Below are 16,460 nucleotides of genomic sequence, written 5' to 3' on the forward strand. Positions count from 1 at the left end.
CCTGAAACAAGTTCAGGGTGACGAAGTTCTTGGGGGCTAGATGTTCAAGAAAATCCTCATCGCCAATCGCGGCGAAATCGCCTGTCGCGTCATCAAGACCGCGCGGCGCATGGGTATCGCGACCGTCGCGGTTTATTCCGACGCCGACGCGCGGGCGCCCTTCGTGCGCATGGCCGACGAGGCGGTGCATATCGGCCCGGCGCAGGCGGCGGAGAGCTATCTCGTCGCCGACAAGATCGTCGCCGCGTGCAAGCAGACCGGCGCCGAGGCGGTGCATCCCGGTTATGGATTCCTGTCCGAGCGTGCGAGTTTCGTCGAGGCGCTGGCCAAGGAGAACATCGCCTTCATCGGCCCGCCTGCAAAGGCGATTGCAGCGATGGGCGACAAGATTGAATCGAAGAAGATCGCGCGCGAGGCGGGCGTGAACGTCGTCCCCGGTTTCGTCGGCGAGATCCGCGATACCGACCATGCGGTCGAGATCAGCAACGATATCGGCTATCCGGTGATGATGAAGGCCAGCGCCGGCGGCGGTGGCAAGGGCATGCGCCTCGCGTACTCGGAAAAGGACGTGCGCGAAGGCTTCGAGAGCGTGAAGCGCGAGGGGCTCAACAGCTTCGGCGACGACCGCGTCTTCATTGAGAAGTTCATCGAGGACCCGCGCCACATCGAGATCCAGATCCTCGGCGACAAGCACGGCAACGTCATCTACCTCAACGAGCGCGAATGCTCGATCCAGCGCCGCCACCAGAAGGTGGTCGAGGAAGCGCCTTCGCCCTTCGTCACCCCTAAGATGCGCCAGAGCATGGGCGAGCAGTGCGTCGCGCTGTCGAAGGCGGTCGGCTATTACAGCGCGGGCACGGTCGAGCTGATCGTCAGCGGCGCCGACAAGACCGGCGAGAGCTTCTACTTCCTCGAAATGAACACCCGGCTGCAGGTGGAACACCCGGTGACCGAGGCGATCACCGGGGTGGACCTGGTCGAGCAGATGATCCGCGTCGCAGCGGGCGAGAAGCTCGCCATGACGCAGGACGACGTGAAGATCGACGGCTGGGCGATCGAGAACCGCGTCTACGCCGAAGATCCCTATCGCGGCTTCCTGCCTTCCACCGGGCGCCTGGTCCGTTACCAGCCGCCGGTCGAGCCCTGGGCCGATGACGGTTCCGAGAACGGTCGCCGCGGCGTCGACGGCATCCGTGTCGACGACGGCGTGTTCGAAGGCGGCGAGGTTTCGATGTTCTACGACCCGATGATCGCCAAGCTGGTGACCTGGGGCGCAACGCGCGACGAGGCCGCCGATCTGCAGGTCGCCGCGCTCGACGCCTTCCGTATCGAGGGGCTGGGGCACAATGTCGATTTCCTCAGCGCCATCATGCAGCATCCGCGCTTCCGTTCGGGCGAGCTGACCACCGGCTTCATCGCCGAGGAATATCCCGAGGGGTTTGAAGGCGCCGCCACGCCCGAGCGCACGATCGGCGTACTCGCCGCGGTCGCGGGCCTCGTCTCCACCGCCGACGCCGACCGCTCGCGCCGGATCGAGGGCCAGCTCAACGGCCCGCTGCTGCCGCCGGGCGACTGGACCGTGCGCATCGACGGCGAGGACCATGCGGTCGTGCTCGAGGAAGACGGCGTCCATGTCGACGGCGAACAGGTCACGCTGGCCTTCGAATACACGCCGGGCGACCGCTTCATCGCGGTCGAGTTGTTCGATAACGGCGCGGAGGAGGACGAGGCGGCGATCGAAAGCTACGGCATCCAGATCGAGCCCACGCGCAGTGGCTATCGCATGACCACGCGCGGCGCGAAGCACGAGCTGCGCGTGCTGCCGACGCGCATCGCCCATCTCGCCGAGCACATGATCGAGAAGATCCCGCCCGACCTTTCCAAGCTGCTGATCTGCCCGATGCCGGGCCTGCTGGTGAAGCTGCATGTCGAGGAAGGCGAGGAGGTCCAGCCGGGCCAGCCGCTCGCCACGGTCGAGGCGATGAAGATGGAGAACATCCTCCGCGCCGAGAAGGAAGCGGTGGTCGGCAAGATCAACGCCGCCGAGGGCGACAGCCTCGCGGTCGACGCGGTGATCCTCGAACTCGAATAGGGCCGCGCGTTAGAGCGCGAGGTGGTAGCACTGGTTGTGCGGGCCGTTTGCGTAGTCCGCGAAGCCGTCGCCCGGGACGAAACCGCGCGCGGTGTAGAGGCCGATGGCAGGCGCGAATTCCGCGCTGGTGCCCGTTTCGAGGCTTAGCCGGGCAAAGCCCTCGTCGCGTGCGATTGCGATCAGCGCCTCGAGCAGCGCGCGCGCGACGCCCTTGCCGAGATGGTCGGGATGCGTGCGCATCGACTTGAGCTCGGCGGTGTCGGTCGACAGGCGCTTCATCGCACCGATGCCGAGCAGGTGCTCGCCGTCCCATGCGCCGAGCAGCGTCACCGCGGGCCCCGACAGCCCGCTGACGTCGAGCGCGAAGCTGGTGCCGGGTGGCGAGACCGCGAGCATGTCGCGCTGGTGGAATTCGATCATGGCACGCACCGCGGCGTCGGCGAGGTCGGCCGTTTCGATGCGCATGCTCAGTCCTCGACCAGCGCCACCGCGCGGATCCAGCCCGCGCTGGCGCGCTCGATCTTCACCGGGAAGCAACTGAAGGTGAAACCGTGGCTGGGCAGGCTGCCGAGATTGGTGAGCTTTTCGATTTGATAATAAGGGCGGATGCGCCCCGCCTTGTGGCCTTCCCAGATGATCGACGGGTCCCTGGTTTCGGCCCAACGCTTCGCCGTGTGGCTGAACGGCGCATCCCAGCTCCAGGCGTCGGTCCCGACCACCTCGACCCCGCGTTCGGTCAGCCACAGCGTCGCCTCGGCGCCGAGCCCGACGCCCTGGTCGGTGAAGTTCTCGGTCCCGTAGACCGCGCCCGACTGGACCAGCACGATGTCAAGCGGCTGAAGCTCGTAGCCGATCGCAGCGAACGATTCCTCGACCTCCACAGCACTCACCACATGGCCGTGCGGCAGATGGCTGAAATCGAGCTTCACGCCGGGGCGGAAGAAGCGGTCGAGCGGGGCCTCGTCGATACTCGGGGCGGGGCTCGCGCCGTCATCCGTGGTCGAGTGGTAGTGCCACGGCGCATCCATATGCGTGCCGTTGTGCGTCGAGAGCTCGAGCATCTCGACCGCCCAGCCTTCGCCGTCGGGCAGATCGTCCTTTTCGAGCCCCGGGAAGAACATGGCGATCTGCTGCCATGTGCTCTCGTGGGTCATGTAGGTGACCTTGGGCCGCATCACCTCCGGGTCCGAAATCACGTTATTGGTGATCGGGATCGAAAGGTCGATGAAACGGGTCATGCGAGCGCTGCGTCCTCCGGATGCGCATCATGCATCAGTCGCGGCGCGAGGAGAAGCTTGAACAGCACGAAGACCGCGCCGGCACCGGCCGCAAAGCCCATGTGTATCAGCCAGAACTGCGGCACCGGCATCGTCTCGAACCAGCCGCCGACCCAGCCGACCATCGAATTGGCCCCGAAGAAGGCGAGGTAATAGAGGCCGATCACGGTCGCGTTGATCTGCTTGGGCGCAAGCCGTGCGAAGAGCGCCAGGCTGACGGGCAGCATGTGCGCGAAGCCGATCGAGTTCACCACATGGAACATGACCGGCCAGAACAGGCCGATCTTCTCGCCAGCCGGGGTGGTCGCGGCGGCAAGGTAGAGACAGGCCATGCCGCCGATCGAGAAGACCGAGCCGATGATGATCTTGGTCAGTTCGTCGGGCTCGGCCCACTTGGTCTTCCACCAGCGATAGAAGCCCGCGACGATGGCGAGGAAGCTGACCGACACCACGGCGTCGAGCGTGATCAGCCATGTCGTGGGGAGCTTGTCCCCGCTCCAATAGAGCGCGAAATCGCGGTCGCCCCAAACGAGATAGGCGTTGAAGATCTGGTTGTTGGGCACGATCGCCACCGCGAGTACGGGGATCAGCAGGATCAACGCCGCGGTCGCGAGCCAGTCCTGGCGCGACATCGGTGCCTTCTCCTCGGGCTTCTTCTCGGCCACGTCGAAATGCTCGGCGGGCAGGTATTTCTGGCCCGCGACATAGATGCCCAGGCCCAGCAGCATCCCGACGCCTGCCGCGCCGAAACCATAATGCCAGCCCATGGTCTCGCCCAGCGTGCCGACGATCAGCGGGCTGGCGATGACGCCGGCATTGATGGCGAGGTAGAAGATCTGGAAGGCGTCCGCGCGGCGCAGGTCTTCGGGCTTGTAGAGGCTGCCGACCTGGCTCGCGATATTGCCCTTGAACATGCCCGAGCCGAGGATCAGGCACAGCAGCGCGAGGAGGAAGGTGACGTTGAAGGCCATCAGGAAATGGCCTGCCGCCATGGTCACCGCACCGAGCAGGACGGTGCGCCGCTTGCCCAGCAGGCGGTCGGCGATCCAGCCGCCGAGGATCGGCGTCAAATAGACGCTGGCGGCATAGGTGCCGAAGATCGCGCTGGCGAAGGGCTGGCCGTCGATCCCGCCATAGAGAGCGCGTAGCTGCTCGATGCCCGCGACCTGTTCGACTTCGCCGGGCAGCAGCAAGGACTTGGTCATGTAGAGCACCAGCAGTGCCTGCATGCCGTAGAAACTGAAGCGCTCCCATGCCTCGGTGAAGGCGAGGTAACCGAGCCCCTTGGGGTGGCCGAGGAAGCTGCGGTCCTCGGGTTCGGAAAAACGGGGTTCGGGGGTCGCTTCGGCGACGGTCATGGGCGGCTCCTCTCCTGTCCGGGGCGAGGGATAGCCGCGCGTCGCATCAGTGTCGCGCAATTTTGGAAGTCGTTGGTGGAAAAATGCTGCGCAGCATCGCCGCAGCACGAAGACCGGTCAGTGTGCCTGCAATTGTTCGTCGAGGAAGGCGGCCACGTCCGAAAGTTCAACGTCGCGCGCGAGATGCGCGTCGCCGATGCCGCGCAGCAGGATGAAGGGCAGCATGCCCGCATCCATCTTCTTGTCGTGCAGCATATGCGCGGAGAGCCTGGCGCCGTCGCAATCGAGACCGAGCGCGGAAATTTCGGACGGCAGCCCGGCTGCATCGACCGCGCGGGTGACGCGTGCGGCATCGTCGAGGGTGATGGCGCCGCGCCGCGCCGAATAGCGCGCGGCCAGCACCATGCCGAGCGCGACGCCTTCGCCATGGAGCAGCCGGTCCGAAAAGCCGGTCTCGGCCTCGAGCGCGTGGCCGAAGGTGTGGCCGAGATTGAGCAGCGCGCGCGCGCCGCTGGTTTCGCGTTCGTCCTCGGCGACGATCCGCGCCTTGGCGGCGACGCTGGCGGAGACTGCGTGTTCGAGCGGGTTCGGCTCTAGCGCGAGCACGGCCGGGCCATGCGCCTCGAGCCAGTCGAAGAATTCCGCATTGCCGAGCACGCCGTATTTGAGCACCTCGGCATAGCCGGCGCGCAGCTCGCGCGGGGGGAGCGTGGCGAGCGTGGCGAGGTCGGCGAGCACCAGCGCGGGCTGGTGGAAGGCGCCGACGAGGTTCTTGCCCGCGGGCGTGTTGATCGCGGTCTTGCCGCCGACCGAGCTGTCGACCTGCGCGAGCAAAGTGGTCGGCAATTGCACGAAACCGCAGCCGCGCTTGAGGATGGCGCAGGCGAAGCCGGTGAGGTCGCCGACCACCCCGCCGCCCAGCGCGAGGACATGGTCGCCGCGCTCGACGCTCTGTTCGAGCAGCCAGTCGGTCAGCCGCGCGAGGCTGTTCCAGCTCTTCGAGCCTTCGCCGGGGGCGACTTCGTACCAGCGCGGCTCGATTCCCGCGGCCTCGAGCGAGGCTGCCACTACCGCGCCCCAGTGCGCGCGGGCATTGGCATCGGCGACGATGCAGGCGTGGGGTTTGCGCAGGAACGGCGCCGCCTCGCATGCGATGTCCGCGAGCAGGCCGCCGGCCACGCGAACTTCGTAACCGCGCCCGGCCAGGTCGACGGGAATCACAGCCATGCGTCGATCGCCTCCAGAATGTGCTGCACGGTCTCGCCATGCGGGCCGTTGTCCGTCACGACATGGATCGGTGCCTCGGCATAGAAGGCACCGCGCTGCTGCTTGAGGTCGGCGAGGATCGCGCGCGGATCGCCGGTGCGCAGCAGTGGGCGGTTGTCGCGCCGTCCGGTGCGTTCGACCAGCGTCTCGACATCGCAGTCGAGCCATACGGCGATGCCGCGCTCGAGGATCAGCGCGCGCGTGGCGGGATCGACGAAGGCGCCGCCGCCGGTGGCGATGACGCCGTGCCGTTCCTCCATCAGCCGCGCGATCACGCGGCGTTCGCCGTCGCGGAAATAGGCCTCGCCATGCGCCGCGAAGATCTCGCTCACCGTGCGGTCGGCGGCGCGTTCGATTTCCTCGTCGACATCGACGAAATCGGTCCCGAGCACGGCGGCGAGCCGGCGGCCGACGGTCGACTTGCCCACGCCCATCAGCCCGACCAGCACCACCGGGCGGTCGATCCGCCGCGCGATGCCGCCGATCTCGGCCGGGGTGAGGGTGGTCGCATGGGTCATTGCCGCCGTGCCTAGAACTGGGCTAGGGCGCGGGCAAGGTATCAGCACTTGAAGCGGGACGCGAAAAACTTGGCGATGAGCGGCAGGAAGATGGGCGGAGCATTGGCAGTGATCGTCGTGGCGGTGCTGGTCGCGGCGCTGGTCGATGGCGGCGAGGAACCGCTGCGCCCGATCGAACAGGCCGTCGAACTGCCGGAGGCCGCGCGATGAAATCGGCCTGGCTGATCGGCGGCGCGGCGCTAGCGCTGACTTCCGCGGTGGTGTGGGCGCAGGAAGCGCCGGTCGACCTGCTGCCGCCGGGATTCGACAAGCCGGCCCCGACCCCGGCGCCGGCCCCGCGCTCGACGCAGGCGCCTGCCCCGGCACCGGCGCAACCGGGCGCACCGCAGGCGGTCCCCACCCAATCGGGCGAAGTGGTCCAGCCGCTGCCGCAGGAACAGGTGCCCGCGACCGCCGATCTCGACCTCTCGAACCTGCCGACGCTCGAGGAACTCGAGGCGATGTCGACCGACGAGCTCGACGAATTGTTCGGGCTCAAGCCCAAATACGACATTCCCCCCGCCGCGCGCCGCGCGCTGGAACGCGTCGGCGTGCTCGGGGCGGAGGAGGGCGGGCTGCCATCGGCCTCGCTCGCGCGCCAGCCCGCGGACCTGGTCCGCGCCGTGCTCGCCGGAACCAAGGGGCCGCTGGTCTCGCGCTGGGGACATATCCTCCTGCGCCGCGCGCTCGCCAGCCGGCTCGATGCGCCCGAAGGCATGGACCCCGTCGAATTCGCGACCCTGCGCGCGCAGGCGCTGAACGCGATGGGCGAATACGGTGTCTCGCGCGCGCTGGTGCAGGATGTCGACACGGGCAATTATTCCCCCGCGCTGACCGATGCCGCGATCGAGGCCTATGTCGCCAGCGCCGACATCGTCGGGGCCTGTCCCGCCGTGAGGCTCGCCGAAGCCGGGCGCGACGATGCCCAGTGGCAGATGCTCGCGGGCATCTGCAATGCCTATGCGGGCGAGGAAACGCGCGCCCAGAACGATCTTCGCCGCCTGCTCAATCGCACCCAGGACGACCGCATCGACGTGCTGCTGGCCCAGCGCTTCGCCGGTGCGGCGGGGCGCGGACGGCGCGCGGTGACGATCGAGTGGGACGGGATCGAGACGCTTTCGCCCTGGCGCTTCGCGCTGGCCAATGCGCTGGGCGAGCCGATTCCGGACGATTTGCTCGGCAAGGCCGCACCGGAGCTGATCAGCCGGTCGGCGCTGATCCCCGCCCTGACGCCGTTCCAGCGAGCGCAAGGGGCGGGGATAGCGGCCGCAGGCGGGATCCTATCCTCCGCCGCGATGGTCGATCTCTACAGCCAGATCTTCGCCGAGGAGGGCGCCGAAGGCGATGGGGTGCAGACAGCCGCACGCCTGCGCGAAGCCTATGTCGGCGACCCTGCCGCGCGGCTGGCGGCGATCAAGGACATATGGGCTGGCGGCGGCGACTATGCCTATGGCCGGGTCGTGTTGACCGCCTATGCCGCGGCGCGCATGCCCGCCGACGAAGCCTATGCCGACGATGCGGCTGGCCTGATCGCCTCGATGCTTGCCGCGGGTCTCGACCGCGACGCGATGCGCTGGGCGGGCGTGGTCGACGATGGCAGCGAAGCGGCGATGCTGCTCGCCCTGGCGTCTCCCCGACGTGCGCAGGCCGTGACCGACGGCGAACTCGACAGTTTCACCGACGACGACGATTCGGCGGGCCAGCGCAAGTCGCGCATGCTGCTTGCGGGTCTGGCCGGTCTCGGCCGGGTGGGTGATGCGGAAATCGCCGAATACAGCGAACGGCTGGGTATCAACCTTGCCACCCCGACGCGCTGGACGCGGATGATCGACCGCGCGGCAGAGGTCGACAACCGCGCGCTCGTCGCCATGCTCGCAGGGCTCGGCATGCAGGGATCGGGCTGGGACCGGATGACCGCGCGGCACCTCTACCACATCGTCGCCGCGCTGCGCGGGGTGGGGCTCGAGGCCGAAGCCCGGATGATCGCCGCGGAGGCGGTCGCGCGCGCCTGAGGTGAGCGCTCCGGGCGCCTCGATCGAGGATTTCCTGGCCATGCTCGCCGCCGAACGCGGCGCGGCACGCAACACCATCCTCGCCTATGGCCGCGATCTCGAGCAGGCCGAGGACATGCTCGGCGGCGCGCTCGCCGGGGCCAGTCCCGCACAGCTCGCCAGGATCGCCCAGGGCTGGTCCGCGCTCGCGCCGTCGACAGTCGCGCGCAAGGTCTCGGCGCTCAGGCAATTTTTCGGCTTTCTCATCGACGAGGGGCTGCGCGAGGACGATCCGACGCACGCCCTGCCGCGCCCCGCCGCGCGGCGACCCTTGCCGAAAATCCTCTCGCATGACGAGGTCGAGGCGTTGTTCGCCACGGCCGAAGAGGCGGCCAGCGGCGATGCGCCGCAAGCGGTTCGGCTGCTGGCGCTGCTCGAAATGCTCTATGGCTCGGGCCTGCGTGCGAGCGAACTCGTCTCGCTGCCGCTCTCCGCCGTGCCGCGCGATGCCCCTTTCCTGACGGTCGTCGGGAAGGGCGGCCAGGCGCGCATGGTCCCGGTGAGCCAGCGCGCTCGCGCCGCATTGTCGCGCTGGCTGGCCCTGCGCGAAGCGGGGTCGCCGTGGCTGTTCCCCTCGCGCAAGGGCCATCTGTCGCGCGTCCGCCTGTTTCAACTGCTCAAGGAACTCGCGACGCGGGCCGACCTGCCGCCCGAGAAGCTCAGTCCGCATGTCCTGCGCCATGCCTTCGCCACCCATCTGCTCGAGGGGGGGGCGGACCTGCGGGCGCTGCAGACGCTGCTCGGCCATGCCGATATTTCGACCACGCAGATCTACACGCATGTCGATGCCGCGCGGCTGGTGAAACTGGTCAACGAACGCCATCCGCTTGCGCGACCGCGATCTTCGGACTAGCGCGGGCGCCATGATTTCCTATCTCGAATTCGAGAAGCCGGTTGCCGAGCTCGAACAGCGGATCGCCGAACTGCGCAGCGCAGCCGATGGCGACGACGTCGACATTTCCGCCGAACTCCAGCGGCTCGAGGAGAAAAGCTCGAGCCTGCTGGCGAGCACTTACGAATCGCTCAGCCCGTGGCAAAAGACGCAGGTCGCCCGGCATCCCTCGCGTCCGCACTTCCGCGACTATGTCGCACAGGCCTTCGAGGAGTTCGTGCCGCTGGGTGGCGATCGCTGCTATGGCGACGACGAGGCGATCCTCGGCGGTTTTGCCAAGCTCAACGGCCGCAAGGTGGTGCTGATCGGCCATGAGAAAGGCAACGACACCGCCAGCCGCATCCGTCACAATTTCGGCATGGGCAAGCCCGAGGGCTATCGCAAGGCGATCCGCCTGATGGAGATGGCCGGGCGGTTCGGCCTGCCGGTCGTCACTCTGGTCGATACGTCGGGCGCGTTCCCCGGGGTCGAGGCGGAAGAACGTGGCCAGGCCGAAGCCATTGCCCGTTCGACCGAAGCCTGCCTCGCGCTGCCCGTTCCGATGGTCGCGGCGATCGTGGGCGAGGGCGGTTCGGGCGGCGCGGTGGCGCTCGCCAGTGCCGAACGCGTGCTGATGATGGAGCATGCGGTCTATTCGGTGATCTCACCCGAAGGCTGCGCCTCGATCCTCTGGCGGACCGCCGAGAAGGCGCCCGATGCGGCCGAGGCAATGAAGGTGACCGCGCAGGATCTCGAAAAGCTCGGCGTGATCGACCGGATCGTGCCCGAACCGGTCGGCGGCGCACATCGCGACCCAAGGCTGGCGGCAACCACGCTCGGTGAAGCCATCGGTGAGGAACTCGACAAGCTCGGTCGTTTCGCTCCGCACGAGCTCAAACGCATGCGCGAAGAACGTTTTCTCGCCATCGCTGGATAAGTGCCGGAAAAGGCTGGCGGGAACCAAGCACCGCCGGTCGCTGTTCTCCCTAGCGTAATCAGACACGGCCCCGCGGCTCGCCCGGTGCGGGCCGCGTCGGCTGCCAATCGGGGAGAGCCCTTCATGTCGCGCTTCAAACTTGCCGCCGCCTCGTCCGTAACCGCGCTTTCGCTGGCCCTGGCCGGCTGCATGGGCACGGGCAACATTCCCAGCGCTTCGGCGCCGATCACCCAGAGCGAAGCGCAGGCGGGGGCCGAGGCCCACCCGCAGTTGCTCGCCGAATTCGGCGGTGCGATGAGCGGCAGCCAGGCGCAATATGTCGAACAGGTGGGCAAGAACATCGCGGTCCATTCGGGCCTCGGCAACGCGCGCGATTCCTTCACCGTCTCGCTGCTCAACAGCCCGGTCAACAACGCCTTCGCGATCCCCGGCGGCTATATCTACACCACCCGCCAGCTCGTCGCGTTGATGAACAACGAGGCCGAACTGGCCGGCGTGCTGGGGCACGAGGTCGGACACGTCGCCGCGCGCCATTCGCAGCGCCGCCAAGCCGCTGCCCAGCGCAACACGCTGCTCGGTGCGGCAGGCGCGATCCTGTCGGGCATCCTGCTCGGCAACAGCGGGCTCGGTCAGCAGATCGGCCAGGCGGCGCTGCAAGGCTCGCAATTGCTGACGCTCAAGTTCTCGCGCTCGCAGGAGCTCGAGGCCGACGGGCTCGGCATCCGCTATCTGGTCGATGCCGGCTACGATCCCCGCGCGATGGCGACCGTCCTCCGCAGCCTGGCGCTGCAGAATGCGCTCGATGCGCAGCTCCAGGGGCGCGACAACGCCAATATTCCCGAATGGGCTTCGACCCACCCCGATCCGGCCAGCCGAGTGCAATCCGCGCTGACCACCGCACAGGCAACCGGCGCCACGGGCGGCGTGACCAATCGCGACACCTTCCTGACGCGGATCGACGGCCTTACCTATGGCGACGACCCCAAGCAGGGCGTGGTCGAAGGCCGCCAGTTCATCCATCCCGAACTGCGGCTCGCCTTTACCGCGCCGCAGGGCTTCTACATGGTCAACGGCACCCGCGCGGTCTCCATCAACGGACAGAGCGGCCAGGCGCAATTCTCGACGGCTCCTTACAACGGCAATCTCGACAGCTATGTCACCAGCATCTTCGGGGCGCTGAGCCAGCAGCAACAGATCCGCCCGCAGTCGATCCAGAAGACCACGGTGAACGGGCTGCCCGCCGCCTATGGCACGGCGCGCGTTTCGTCGAACAACGGACAGGTCGATGTGACCGTATTCGCCTATGAATTCAGCAACAACCAGGCCTATCACTTCCTCGCGATCAGCCCGGCGGGCCAGACCTCGCCCTTTAACCAGATGTTCGGCTCGATGCGGCGGATCGATGCGCAGACCGCGGCCAATGTCATCCCGCGTGTGATCGATGTGGTCACTGTCGGCAGCGGCGATACGGTCGCCTCGCTGGCGAGCCGGATGGCCTATTCGAGCAATCAGGTCGAACGCTTCCGCGTGCTCAACGGGCTCGAATCGAACGAAAGCCTGACCGCGGGTCAGAAGGTCAAGATCGTCGTCCGGGGGCGCTGATCGGGTCTGCGCCGCGCGCGCATAGAAAAAGGGCGGCGGGATCGACCCGCCGCCCTCTTTTTTTCAGCTGGCGTGAACTTAGACGCTCGAGCTCATCGTGGTTGAAACCTTGTTGAAGGTCGTGCTCAGTTCCTTGCCGAGGCTCTGCATCGCGGTGATCGCGGCGACGGCGATCAGAGCGGCGATGAGGCCGTATTCGATGGCGGTTGCACCTTCTTCATTGCGGCGCAGCTTGCGGAAAAACTTCATGTGTCGTCTCCTGGTTCAGTCTTCGTACCCGGCCCGTCCCGACAATCCTGGTTCGAGCGACTTTGCTTTCTGCATCGAAGTGGTTGAGAAAACCCTAACCGCTCCGAAAGTCCCGGCTCATGCCTCAGACACTCGTTACCGCGACGACGGCAGTCTCGATGTTAGACCACATCGAGGTCGCCGTGGTGCCGAACGACTGGATCGCCCCCACCATCGCTAGAAAGATGAGAGCGAGGATAAGCCCGTATTCGACAGCCGTGGCACCGCGGGTATCGCGTCCCAAATTGCGCAGGAATTTGCCCATTCTCTGTATGCCCCAATCGTCGCTTGCCTTGGCTGACTTCAAGGACTTACGAGCAACGCGGTTAAGGAATCGTTGAAGGATCGCGCGGAGTTGGAAAAATTTCCGACATGGATTTGTGTGGTTGCCCTTGCGCTGGCCGACGGCGAGGGGCGCTGGCTGATGCATCGCCGCCCGCCGGGCAAGCACCATGCGGGCCTGTGGGAATTTCCCGGTGGCAAGGTCGACGCAGGTGAAACGCCGCGCGAGGCGCTGATTCGCGAGATTCGCGAAGAGCTCGGCTTGGCGCTTGCGGTGGAGGGGCTTTCGCCGGCGGGTTTTGCCGAGGAGACGCGGGCCGAGGCGCGCGCGCCGATTGTCATAATGCTTTACACATCGGTCTGGAATGGCAGTTCGCTCGCGGCGCTCGAGGGCGGCGAGATCGGCTGGTTCACGGCCCAGGAAGTTGCACGGCTCGACAAACCGCCGCTCGATGTCGCGCTGGCGGCGGACTTGTTCGAAAAAACGTGATTTAGGGATTGCCAAGCCCATGGCACCTGCCTATTGGCCGCCCTCCAAGCGCGCCCGTAGCTCAGCTGGATAGAGCACCAGACTACGAATCTGGGGGCCGGAGGTTCGAATCCTTCCGGGCGCGCCATAAAAGGCCATCCTTCGCAAGAGGGGTGGCCTTTTGTGGTTCTGGGCTCCGGAGCAGCCGATCTGCGGCGTGCTGCTGGCCTAGTCGGACTCGTCCTCGAGCCCGTGCATGTCCTCGTCGCTGAAGCCGAAATGATGGCCTGCCTCGTGCACCACCACATGGCGCACGAGATCGTCCATCCGCACGCCGGTCTCGCGCCATTCGGCGATCAGGGGTTCGCGGAACAGCCAGATGCGCGGCGGCATTCGGCCGCTCTCCCAGATCGACCGGTCGGGCAGCGGTTCGCCTTCGTAGAGGCCGGAGAGGTGCCAGCGATCGGCGATGCCGACCGATGCCAGCTGTTCGGGCGTGGCGAAATCCTCGACCCGCATGACGACGTCGCCCAATTGCTCGCGGAACGCGTCGGGCAGCGCGGCGAGCGCCTCCTCGGCAAGCAATTGCATCTGCGTCTGGGTGGGGGCCTGTCGATCGTGCATCGCAGGCAGACATGGGGCGATCCGCGTCGGCACACAAGCTCGGAACCGCGCAGCGGGTGGCAGGTTCATTCGGGAAAGGAGACCTTTCCACCATGACCGACGCCAGTGCCATCTTCGACCGCCTCAAGCAGGATCACGACAAGCATCGCGAACTGCTCGACAGATTGATGCAGACGAGTGGCGACAGCGACGAACGCGAGAGCCTGTTCGAGGTATTGACCAAGGAGCTCAAGGCGCATGCCGCGGCGGAAGAGCAGGCGCTCTATTCGACCATGATGCGCAAGCCGCCGACCACCGGCGAAACGCGCCATTCGGTCGCCGAGCACCACGAAATCGAGGAAGCGCTCAATGATCTCGCCGCGACCGATATGTCGAGCGGCGGCTGGCTGACCAAGTTCAAGAGTTTCGACCACCAGTATCGCCATCACATCGACGAGGAGGAAGACGAGCACTTCCCCGACTTCGCGAACTATCTCGACGAGGACGACATGCGCCACATGGAAAAGGTCTTCGAGCGCCGCAAGCAGGACGAAAAGGCCGATGCCGAGGTGACGCCCGAGAAGAAGGAAGACGCCAAGGAATAAGCCAGGCCGGGGAGGGCGCGTGAACGCGAAGCAGGATTGCGATCCGAGCCGCATTTCGCGGCTCGAGCCTTCGGTCGAACCGGGGATCTGGCGCTATGCCCGGGCGAGCCGGGCAAGCGTGATCGTCGACGCGGCCGACTATTTCGCCCTGATGCAGGAGGCGATGCTCAATTCGCGCAGTCGCATCCTGCTGATCGGGTGGGACTTCGATACGCGCATCCATCTCGGCCGTGGGCGCCGCTGGTGGCAGCGCCCTTGGAAACGCGGCTATCCCTCGCGGCTCGGGAGCTTCATCGCCTGGCTCGTCCGGCATCGCAAACAGCTCGACGTGCGCATCCTCAAGTGGAGCGTCGGGGCGTTGTCGACCATCGGGCGCGCCTCGATGTGGTGGGACATCCTGCGCTGGATGCGCCATCGCCAGATCACTTTCAAATTCGACACCGCGCATCCGGTGGGATGCACGCACCACCAGAAGATCGCCGTGCTCGACAACCGCGTCGCAGTGTGCGGCGGCATCGACATGACCGACCAGCGCTGGGACACGCGCGAACACAAGCTCGACGACCCGCGCCGCAAGACGCCGCGCGGGCACCCCTATGGCCCATGGCACGACGCGGCGATGATGATGGAAGGCGAGATTGCCCCGGTTCTCGCCGAACTGGGCGAAGACCGCTGGATCTGCGCGGGCGGGACGGCTCTGCCCGACTGCGACGAGCGACCGGGCACGCCGTGGCCCGATGCGCTGAAAGCTCAGTTCGAGGACGTCGAGATTGGCATCGCGCGCACCCGTGCCGCCTATCGCGACTGGGACGCGGTCGACGAGATAAAGCAGCTCTATCTGCGCCAGATCGCCGAGGCGAAGCGGTTCATCTATGCCGAGAGCCAGTATTTCGCCTCGCGCGCGGTGGCGGAAGCGATCATCGCCCGCTTGCAGGAGGACGATCCTCCCGAAATCGTGATCGTCCATCCCAGCAATGCGGACGGCTGGCTCGAGCAGCAGGCGATGGATCACGCGCGGGCTGAACTCATGCGCGCGATCGAGGAGGCGGACACCAAGGGGCGCTTCTCGCTCTGGTCGCCCTTCGTCGAGGACACGCCAATCTACGTCCATGCCAAGATCATGATCGTCGACGACGAGATCGTGCGGATCGGATCGGCCAATCTCAACAACCGTTCGATGGGACTCGACAGCGAATGCGACGTGTTCATCGATGCGACGCGTCCGGGCAATGCTCATGCTGCCACAGGAATTGCGGCGCTGCGCCACTCGCTGCTGGCCGAGCACTGCGGCCTCGAAGAGGAGGAAGTGGCGGACCTGCTGGCACGCCATGGCTCGATGGCGGAACTGATCGATCAATCTCAGGACGACGGGCCGCGCAACCTGCGTCGCTACCACCCTCCCGAACTCAACGAGGTCGAGGAAACGCTGGCCGATAGCGCCCTGCTCGATCCCGAGAATCCCGACGACATGTTCGAGCCATTTGCAAAGGGCGGCCTTTTCCGCAAGGGGAGCAGACTCGCGCGCTTTCGCGAGAGGTTCAGGAGGAAAAGGAAAACGTGAGCAGCCTAGTCGGCCCCGACGAGGACGATCCGCGCGGCAAGCCGCCGGTGCCCGAACATGTCCAGGACGCGATCCGCACGCTCATCGAATGGACGGGCGACGATCCCTCGCGCGAGGGGCTGCTCGATACCCCGGCGCGCGTTGCGCGCGCGTGGAAGGAATATTGCGTCGGCTACGAAGAGGACCCGGCCCATCACCTGAGCCGCGTGTTCGAGGAAGTCGGCGGCTACAACGAGATCGTGCTGCTCAAGGACATCCCCTTCCAGTCGCATTGCGAGCACCACATGGCGCCGATCATCGGCAAGGCGGCGATCGCCTACCTGCCCAACGATCGCGTGGTCGGCATTTCCAAGCTGGCGCGGGTGCTGCATGGCTTTGCCCGCCGTCTGCAGGTGCAGGAACGCCTGACCGCGGAGGTGGCGGACTGTATCTGGGAGAACCTCCAGCCGCAGGGTGTCGCCGTGGTGATCGAGGCCGCGCACAGCTGCATGACCGCGCGCGGCGTGCGCACGCCCGGCGTGGGCATGGTTACCAGCCGCATGATGGGCACCTTCCTCGACGACCATCGCAGCCGCGAGGAAGTGCTCAAGCTGATGGGCTACGGCTGACCGCTCGCGATTCCCCTCGGCGACCCGAAGGGG

General features: G+C 66.6%; 18 protein-coding genes and 1 tRNA gene. 11 read left to right on the forward strand and 8 right to left on the reverse strand.

Annotated features, from left to right (window positions below; genetic code table 11):
• Window positions 1-40: 40 nt before the first annotated feature.
• A complete protein-coding gene (locus K3181_RS13535; RefSeq protein ID WP_221603655.1) occupies window positions 41-2,092 on the forward strand; it encodes an acetyl-CoA carboxylase biotin carboxylase subunit in 2,052 nt (683 codons plus the stop codon).
• Between the two features lie 9 nt (window positions 2,093-2,101).
• Here the strand turns inward: K3181_RS13535 and K3181_RS13540 are convergent, their stop codons facing one another.
• The 5 genes from K3181_RS13540 to K3181_RS13560 all read right to left on the reverse strand — a co-directional run bounded on the left by K3181_RS13540 (window position 2,102) and on the right by K3181_RS13560 (window position 6,511).
• Window positions 2,102-2,557 carry a GNAT family N-acetyltransferase gene (locus K3181_RS13540; protein ID WP_221603656.1) on the reverse strand — a complete coding sequence of 152 codons (456 nt, stop codon included), beginning with the start codon at window positions 2,555-2,557 and terminating at the stop codon, window positions 2,102-2,104.
• Window positions 2,558-2,559: 2 nt separating this feature from the next.
• The gene (locus K3181_RS13545; protein WP_221603657.1) at window positions 2,560-3,330 is read right to left on the reverse strand and encodes a cyclase family protein; all 771 of its coding nucleotides are present in this window, start codon (window positions 3,328-3,330) and stop codon (window positions 2,560-2,562) included.
• A complete protein-coding gene (locus tag K3181_RS13550) occupies window positions 3,327-4,727 on the reverse strand; it encodes a peptide MFS transporter (RefSeq protein ID WP_221603658.1) in 1,401 nt (466 codons plus the stop codon). Before K3181_RS13550 ends, K3181_RS13545 begins: the two co-directional genes overlap by 4 nt.
• Before the next feature lie 117 nt (window positions 4,728-4,844).
• The gene (gene aroB, locus K3181_RS13555; RefSeq protein ID WP_221603659.1) at window positions 4,845-5,954 is read right to left on the reverse strand and encodes a 3-dehydroquinate synthase; all 1,110 of its coding nucleotides are present in this window, start codon (window positions 5,952-5,954) and stop codon (window positions 4,845-4,847) included.
• Window positions 5,945-6,511 carry a shikimate kinase gene (locus K3181_RS13560; protein ID WP_221603660.1) on the reverse strand — a complete coding sequence of 189 codons (567 nt, stop codon included), beginning with the start codon at window positions 6,509-6,511 and terminating at the stop codon, window positions 5,945-5,947. The genes aroB and K3181_RS13560 overlap by 10 nt, the downstream gene beginning before the upstream one ends.
• 75 nt (window positions 6,512-6,586) lie before the next feature.
• Between K3181_RS13560 and K3181_RS15750 the strand changes: the two genes are divergently transcribed.
• From K3181_RS15750 to K3181_RS13580, 5 genes are all read left to right on the forward strand, one after another.
• On the forward strand, window positions 6,587-6,721 hold the full coding sequence (locus K3181_RS15750) for a hypothetical protein (protein WP_282099815.1): 135 nt from the start codon (window positions 6,587-6,589) through the stop codon (window positions 6,719-6,721).
• Window positions 6,718-8,562 (forward strand): hypothetical protein, encoded by a 1,845-nt coding sequence (locus K3181_RS13565; protein ID WP_221603661.1) that lies wholly within the window; start codon window positions 6,718-6,720, stop codon window positions 8,560-8,562. The genes K3181_RS15750 and K3181_RS13565 overlap by 4 nt, the downstream gene beginning before the upstream one ends.
• Before the next feature lies 1 nt (window position 8,563).
• The gene (locus tag K3181_RS13570) at window positions 8,564-9,454 is read left to right on the forward strand and encodes a tyrosine recombinase (protein WP_345725507.1); all 891 of its coding nucleotides are present in this window, start codon (window positions 8,564-8,566) and stop codon (window positions 9,452-9,454) included.
• Window positions 9,455-9,464: 10 nt separating this feature from the next.
• Entirely contained in the window at window positions 9,465-10,409 is a 945-nt protein-coding gene (locus K3181_RS13575) for an acetyl-CoA carboxylase carboxyltransferase subunit alpha (protein WP_221603662.1), read from the forward strand.
• A 123-nt stretch (window positions 10,410-10,532) separates the two neighbouring features.
• Window positions 10,533-12,011: a M48 family metalloprotease gene (locus tag K3181_RS13580; protein ID WP_221603663.1), complete on the forward strand. Its 1,479-nt coding sequence runs from the start codon at window positions 10,533-10,535 to the stop codon at window positions 12,009-12,011.
• A 78-nt stretch (window positions 12,012-12,089) separates the two neighbouring features.
• Here the strand turns inward: K3181_RS13580 and K3181_RS13585 are convergent, their stop codons facing one another.
• Entirely contained in the window at window positions 12,090-12,260 is a 171-nt protein-coding gene (locus K3181_RS13585) for a Flp family type IVb pilin (RefSeq protein WP_221603664.1), read from the reverse strand.
• Between the two features lie 124 nt (window positions 12,261-12,384).
• Complete coding sequence (locus tag K3181_RS13590) at window positions 12,385-12,564, reverse strand: Flp family type IVb pilin (protein ID WP_221603665.1); 180 nt, start codon at window positions 12,562-12,564, stop codon at window positions 12,385-12,387.
• 90 nt (window positions 12,565-12,654) lie between these two features.
• Here K3181_RS13590 and K3181_RS13595 point away from each other — a divergent pair, with 90 nt between their 5' ends.
• Both K3181_RS13595 and K3181_RS13600 read left to right on the forward strand, forming a co-directional pair.
• Window positions 12,655-13,071 carry a (deoxy)nucleoside triphosphate pyrophosphohydrolase gene (locus tag K3181_RS13595; RefSeq protein ID WP_282099816.1) on the forward strand — a complete coding sequence of 139 codons (417 nt, stop codon included), beginning with the start codon at window positions 12,655-12,657 and terminating at the stop codon, window positions 13,069-13,071.
• A gap of 50 nt (window positions 13,072-13,121) precedes the next feature.
• Window positions 13,122-13,198 (forward strand) — tRNA-Arg (locus K3181_RS13600).
• Window positions 13,199-13,278: 80 nt separating this feature from the next.
• On the opposite strand, the gene K3181_RS13605 is transcribed toward K3181_RS13600, so the two are convergent.
• Complete coding sequence (locus K3181_RS13605; RefSeq protein WP_221603666.1) at window positions 13,279-13,674, reverse strand: metallopeptidase family protein; 396 nt, start codon at window positions 13,672-13,674, stop codon at window positions 13,279-13,281.
• A gap of 92 nt (window positions 13,675-13,766) precedes the next feature.
• Between K3181_RS13605 and K3181_RS13610 the strand changes: the two genes are divergently transcribed.
• Genes K3181_RS13610 through folE form a run of 3 tightly spaced genes read left to right on the forward strand, consistent with a single transcriptional unit; the run spans window position 13,767 to window position 16,427 of the window.
• The gene (locus K3181_RS13610) at window positions 13,767-14,258 is read left to right on the forward strand and encodes a hemerythrin domain-containing protein (RefSeq protein ID WP_221603667.1); all 492 of its coding nucleotides are present in this window, start codon (window positions 13,767-13,769) and stop codon (window positions 14,256-14,258) included.
• 19 nt (window positions 14,259-14,277) lie between these two features.
• A complete protein-coding gene (locus K3181_RS13615) occupies window positions 14,278-15,819 on the forward strand; it encodes a phospholipase D-like domain-containing protein (RefSeq protein ID WP_345725509.1) in 1,542 nt (513 codons plus the stop codon).
• Window positions 15,816-16,427 (forward strand): GTP cyclohydrolase I FolE, encoded by a 612-nt coding sequence (gene folE, locus K3181_RS13620; protein ID WP_221603668.1) that lies wholly within the window; start codon window positions 15,816-15,818, stop codon window positions 16,425-16,427. Before K3181_RS13615 ends, folE begins: the two co-directional genes overlap by 4 nt.
• Window positions 16,428-16,460 lie beyond the last annotated feature (33 nt).

Source organism: Qipengyuania mesophila (assembly GCF_019711655.1).
Taxonomy (GTDB): domain Bacteria; phylum Pseudomonadota; class Alphaproteobacteria; order Sphingomonadales; family Sphingomonadaceae; genus Qipengyuania; species Qipengyuania mesophila.

Excerpts from the sequence above, each read along its gene's own strand:
- K3181_RS13580 (WP_221603663.1), top strand. The coding sequence starts at position 10,533 with ATGTCGCGCTTCAAACTTGCCGCCGCCTCGTCCGTAACCGCGCTTTCG.
- K3181_RS13535 (WP_221603655.1), top strand. The coding sequence starts at position 41 with ATGTTCAAGAAAATCCTCATCGCCAATCGCGGCGAAATCGCCTGTCGC.
- K3181_RS13590 (WP_221603665.1), bottom strand. The coding sequence starts at position 12,564 with ATGGGCAAATTCCTGCGCAATTTGGGACGCGATACCCGCGGTGCCACG.
- K3181_RS13610 (WP_221603667.1), top strand. The coding sequence starts at position 13,767 with ATGACCGACGCCAGTGCCATCTTCGACCGCCTCAAGCAGGATCACGAC.
- K3181_RS13565 (WP_221603661.1), top strand. The coding sequence starts at position 6,718 with ATGAAATCGGCCTGGCTGATCGGCGGCGCGGCGCTAGCGCTGACTTCC.
- K3181_RS13540 (WP_221603656.1), bottom strand. The coding sequence starts at position 2,557 with ATGCGCATCGAAACGGCCGACCTCGCCGACGCCGCGGTGCGTGCCATG.
- K3181_RS13550 (WP_221603658.1), bottom strand. The coding sequence starts at position 4,727 with ATGACCGTCGCCGAAGCGACCCCCGAACCCCGTTTTTCCGAACCCGAG.
- K3181_RS15750 (WP_282099815.1), top strand. The coding sequence starts at position 6,587 with ATGAGCGGCAGGAAGATGGGCGGAGCATTGGCAGTGATCGTCGTGGCG.
- aroB (WP_221603659.1), bottom strand. The coding sequence starts at position 5,954 with ATGGCTGTGATTCCCGTCGACCTGGCCGGGCGCGGTTACGAAGTTCGC.
- K3181_RS13575 (WP_221603662.1), top strand. The coding sequence starts at position 9,465 with ATGATTTCCTATCTCGAATTCGAGAAGCCGGTTGCCGAGCTCGAACAG.
- K3181_RS13545 (WP_221603657.1), bottom strand. The coding sequence starts at position 3,330 with ATGACCCGTTTCATCGACCTTTCGATCCCGATCACCAATAACGTGATT.
- K3181_RS13585 (WP_221603664.1), bottom strand. The coding sequence starts at position 12,260 with ATGAAGTTTTTCCGCAAGCTGCGCCGCAATGAAGAAGGTGCAACCGCC.
- K3181_RS13560 (WP_221603660.1), bottom strand. The coding sequence starts at position 6,511 with ATGACCCATGCGACCACCCTCACCCCGGCCGAGATCGGCGGCATCGCG.
- K3181_RS13605 (WP_221603666.1), bottom strand. The coding sequence starts at position 13,674 with ATGCACGATCGACAGGCCCCCACCCAGACGCAGATGCAATTGCTTGCC.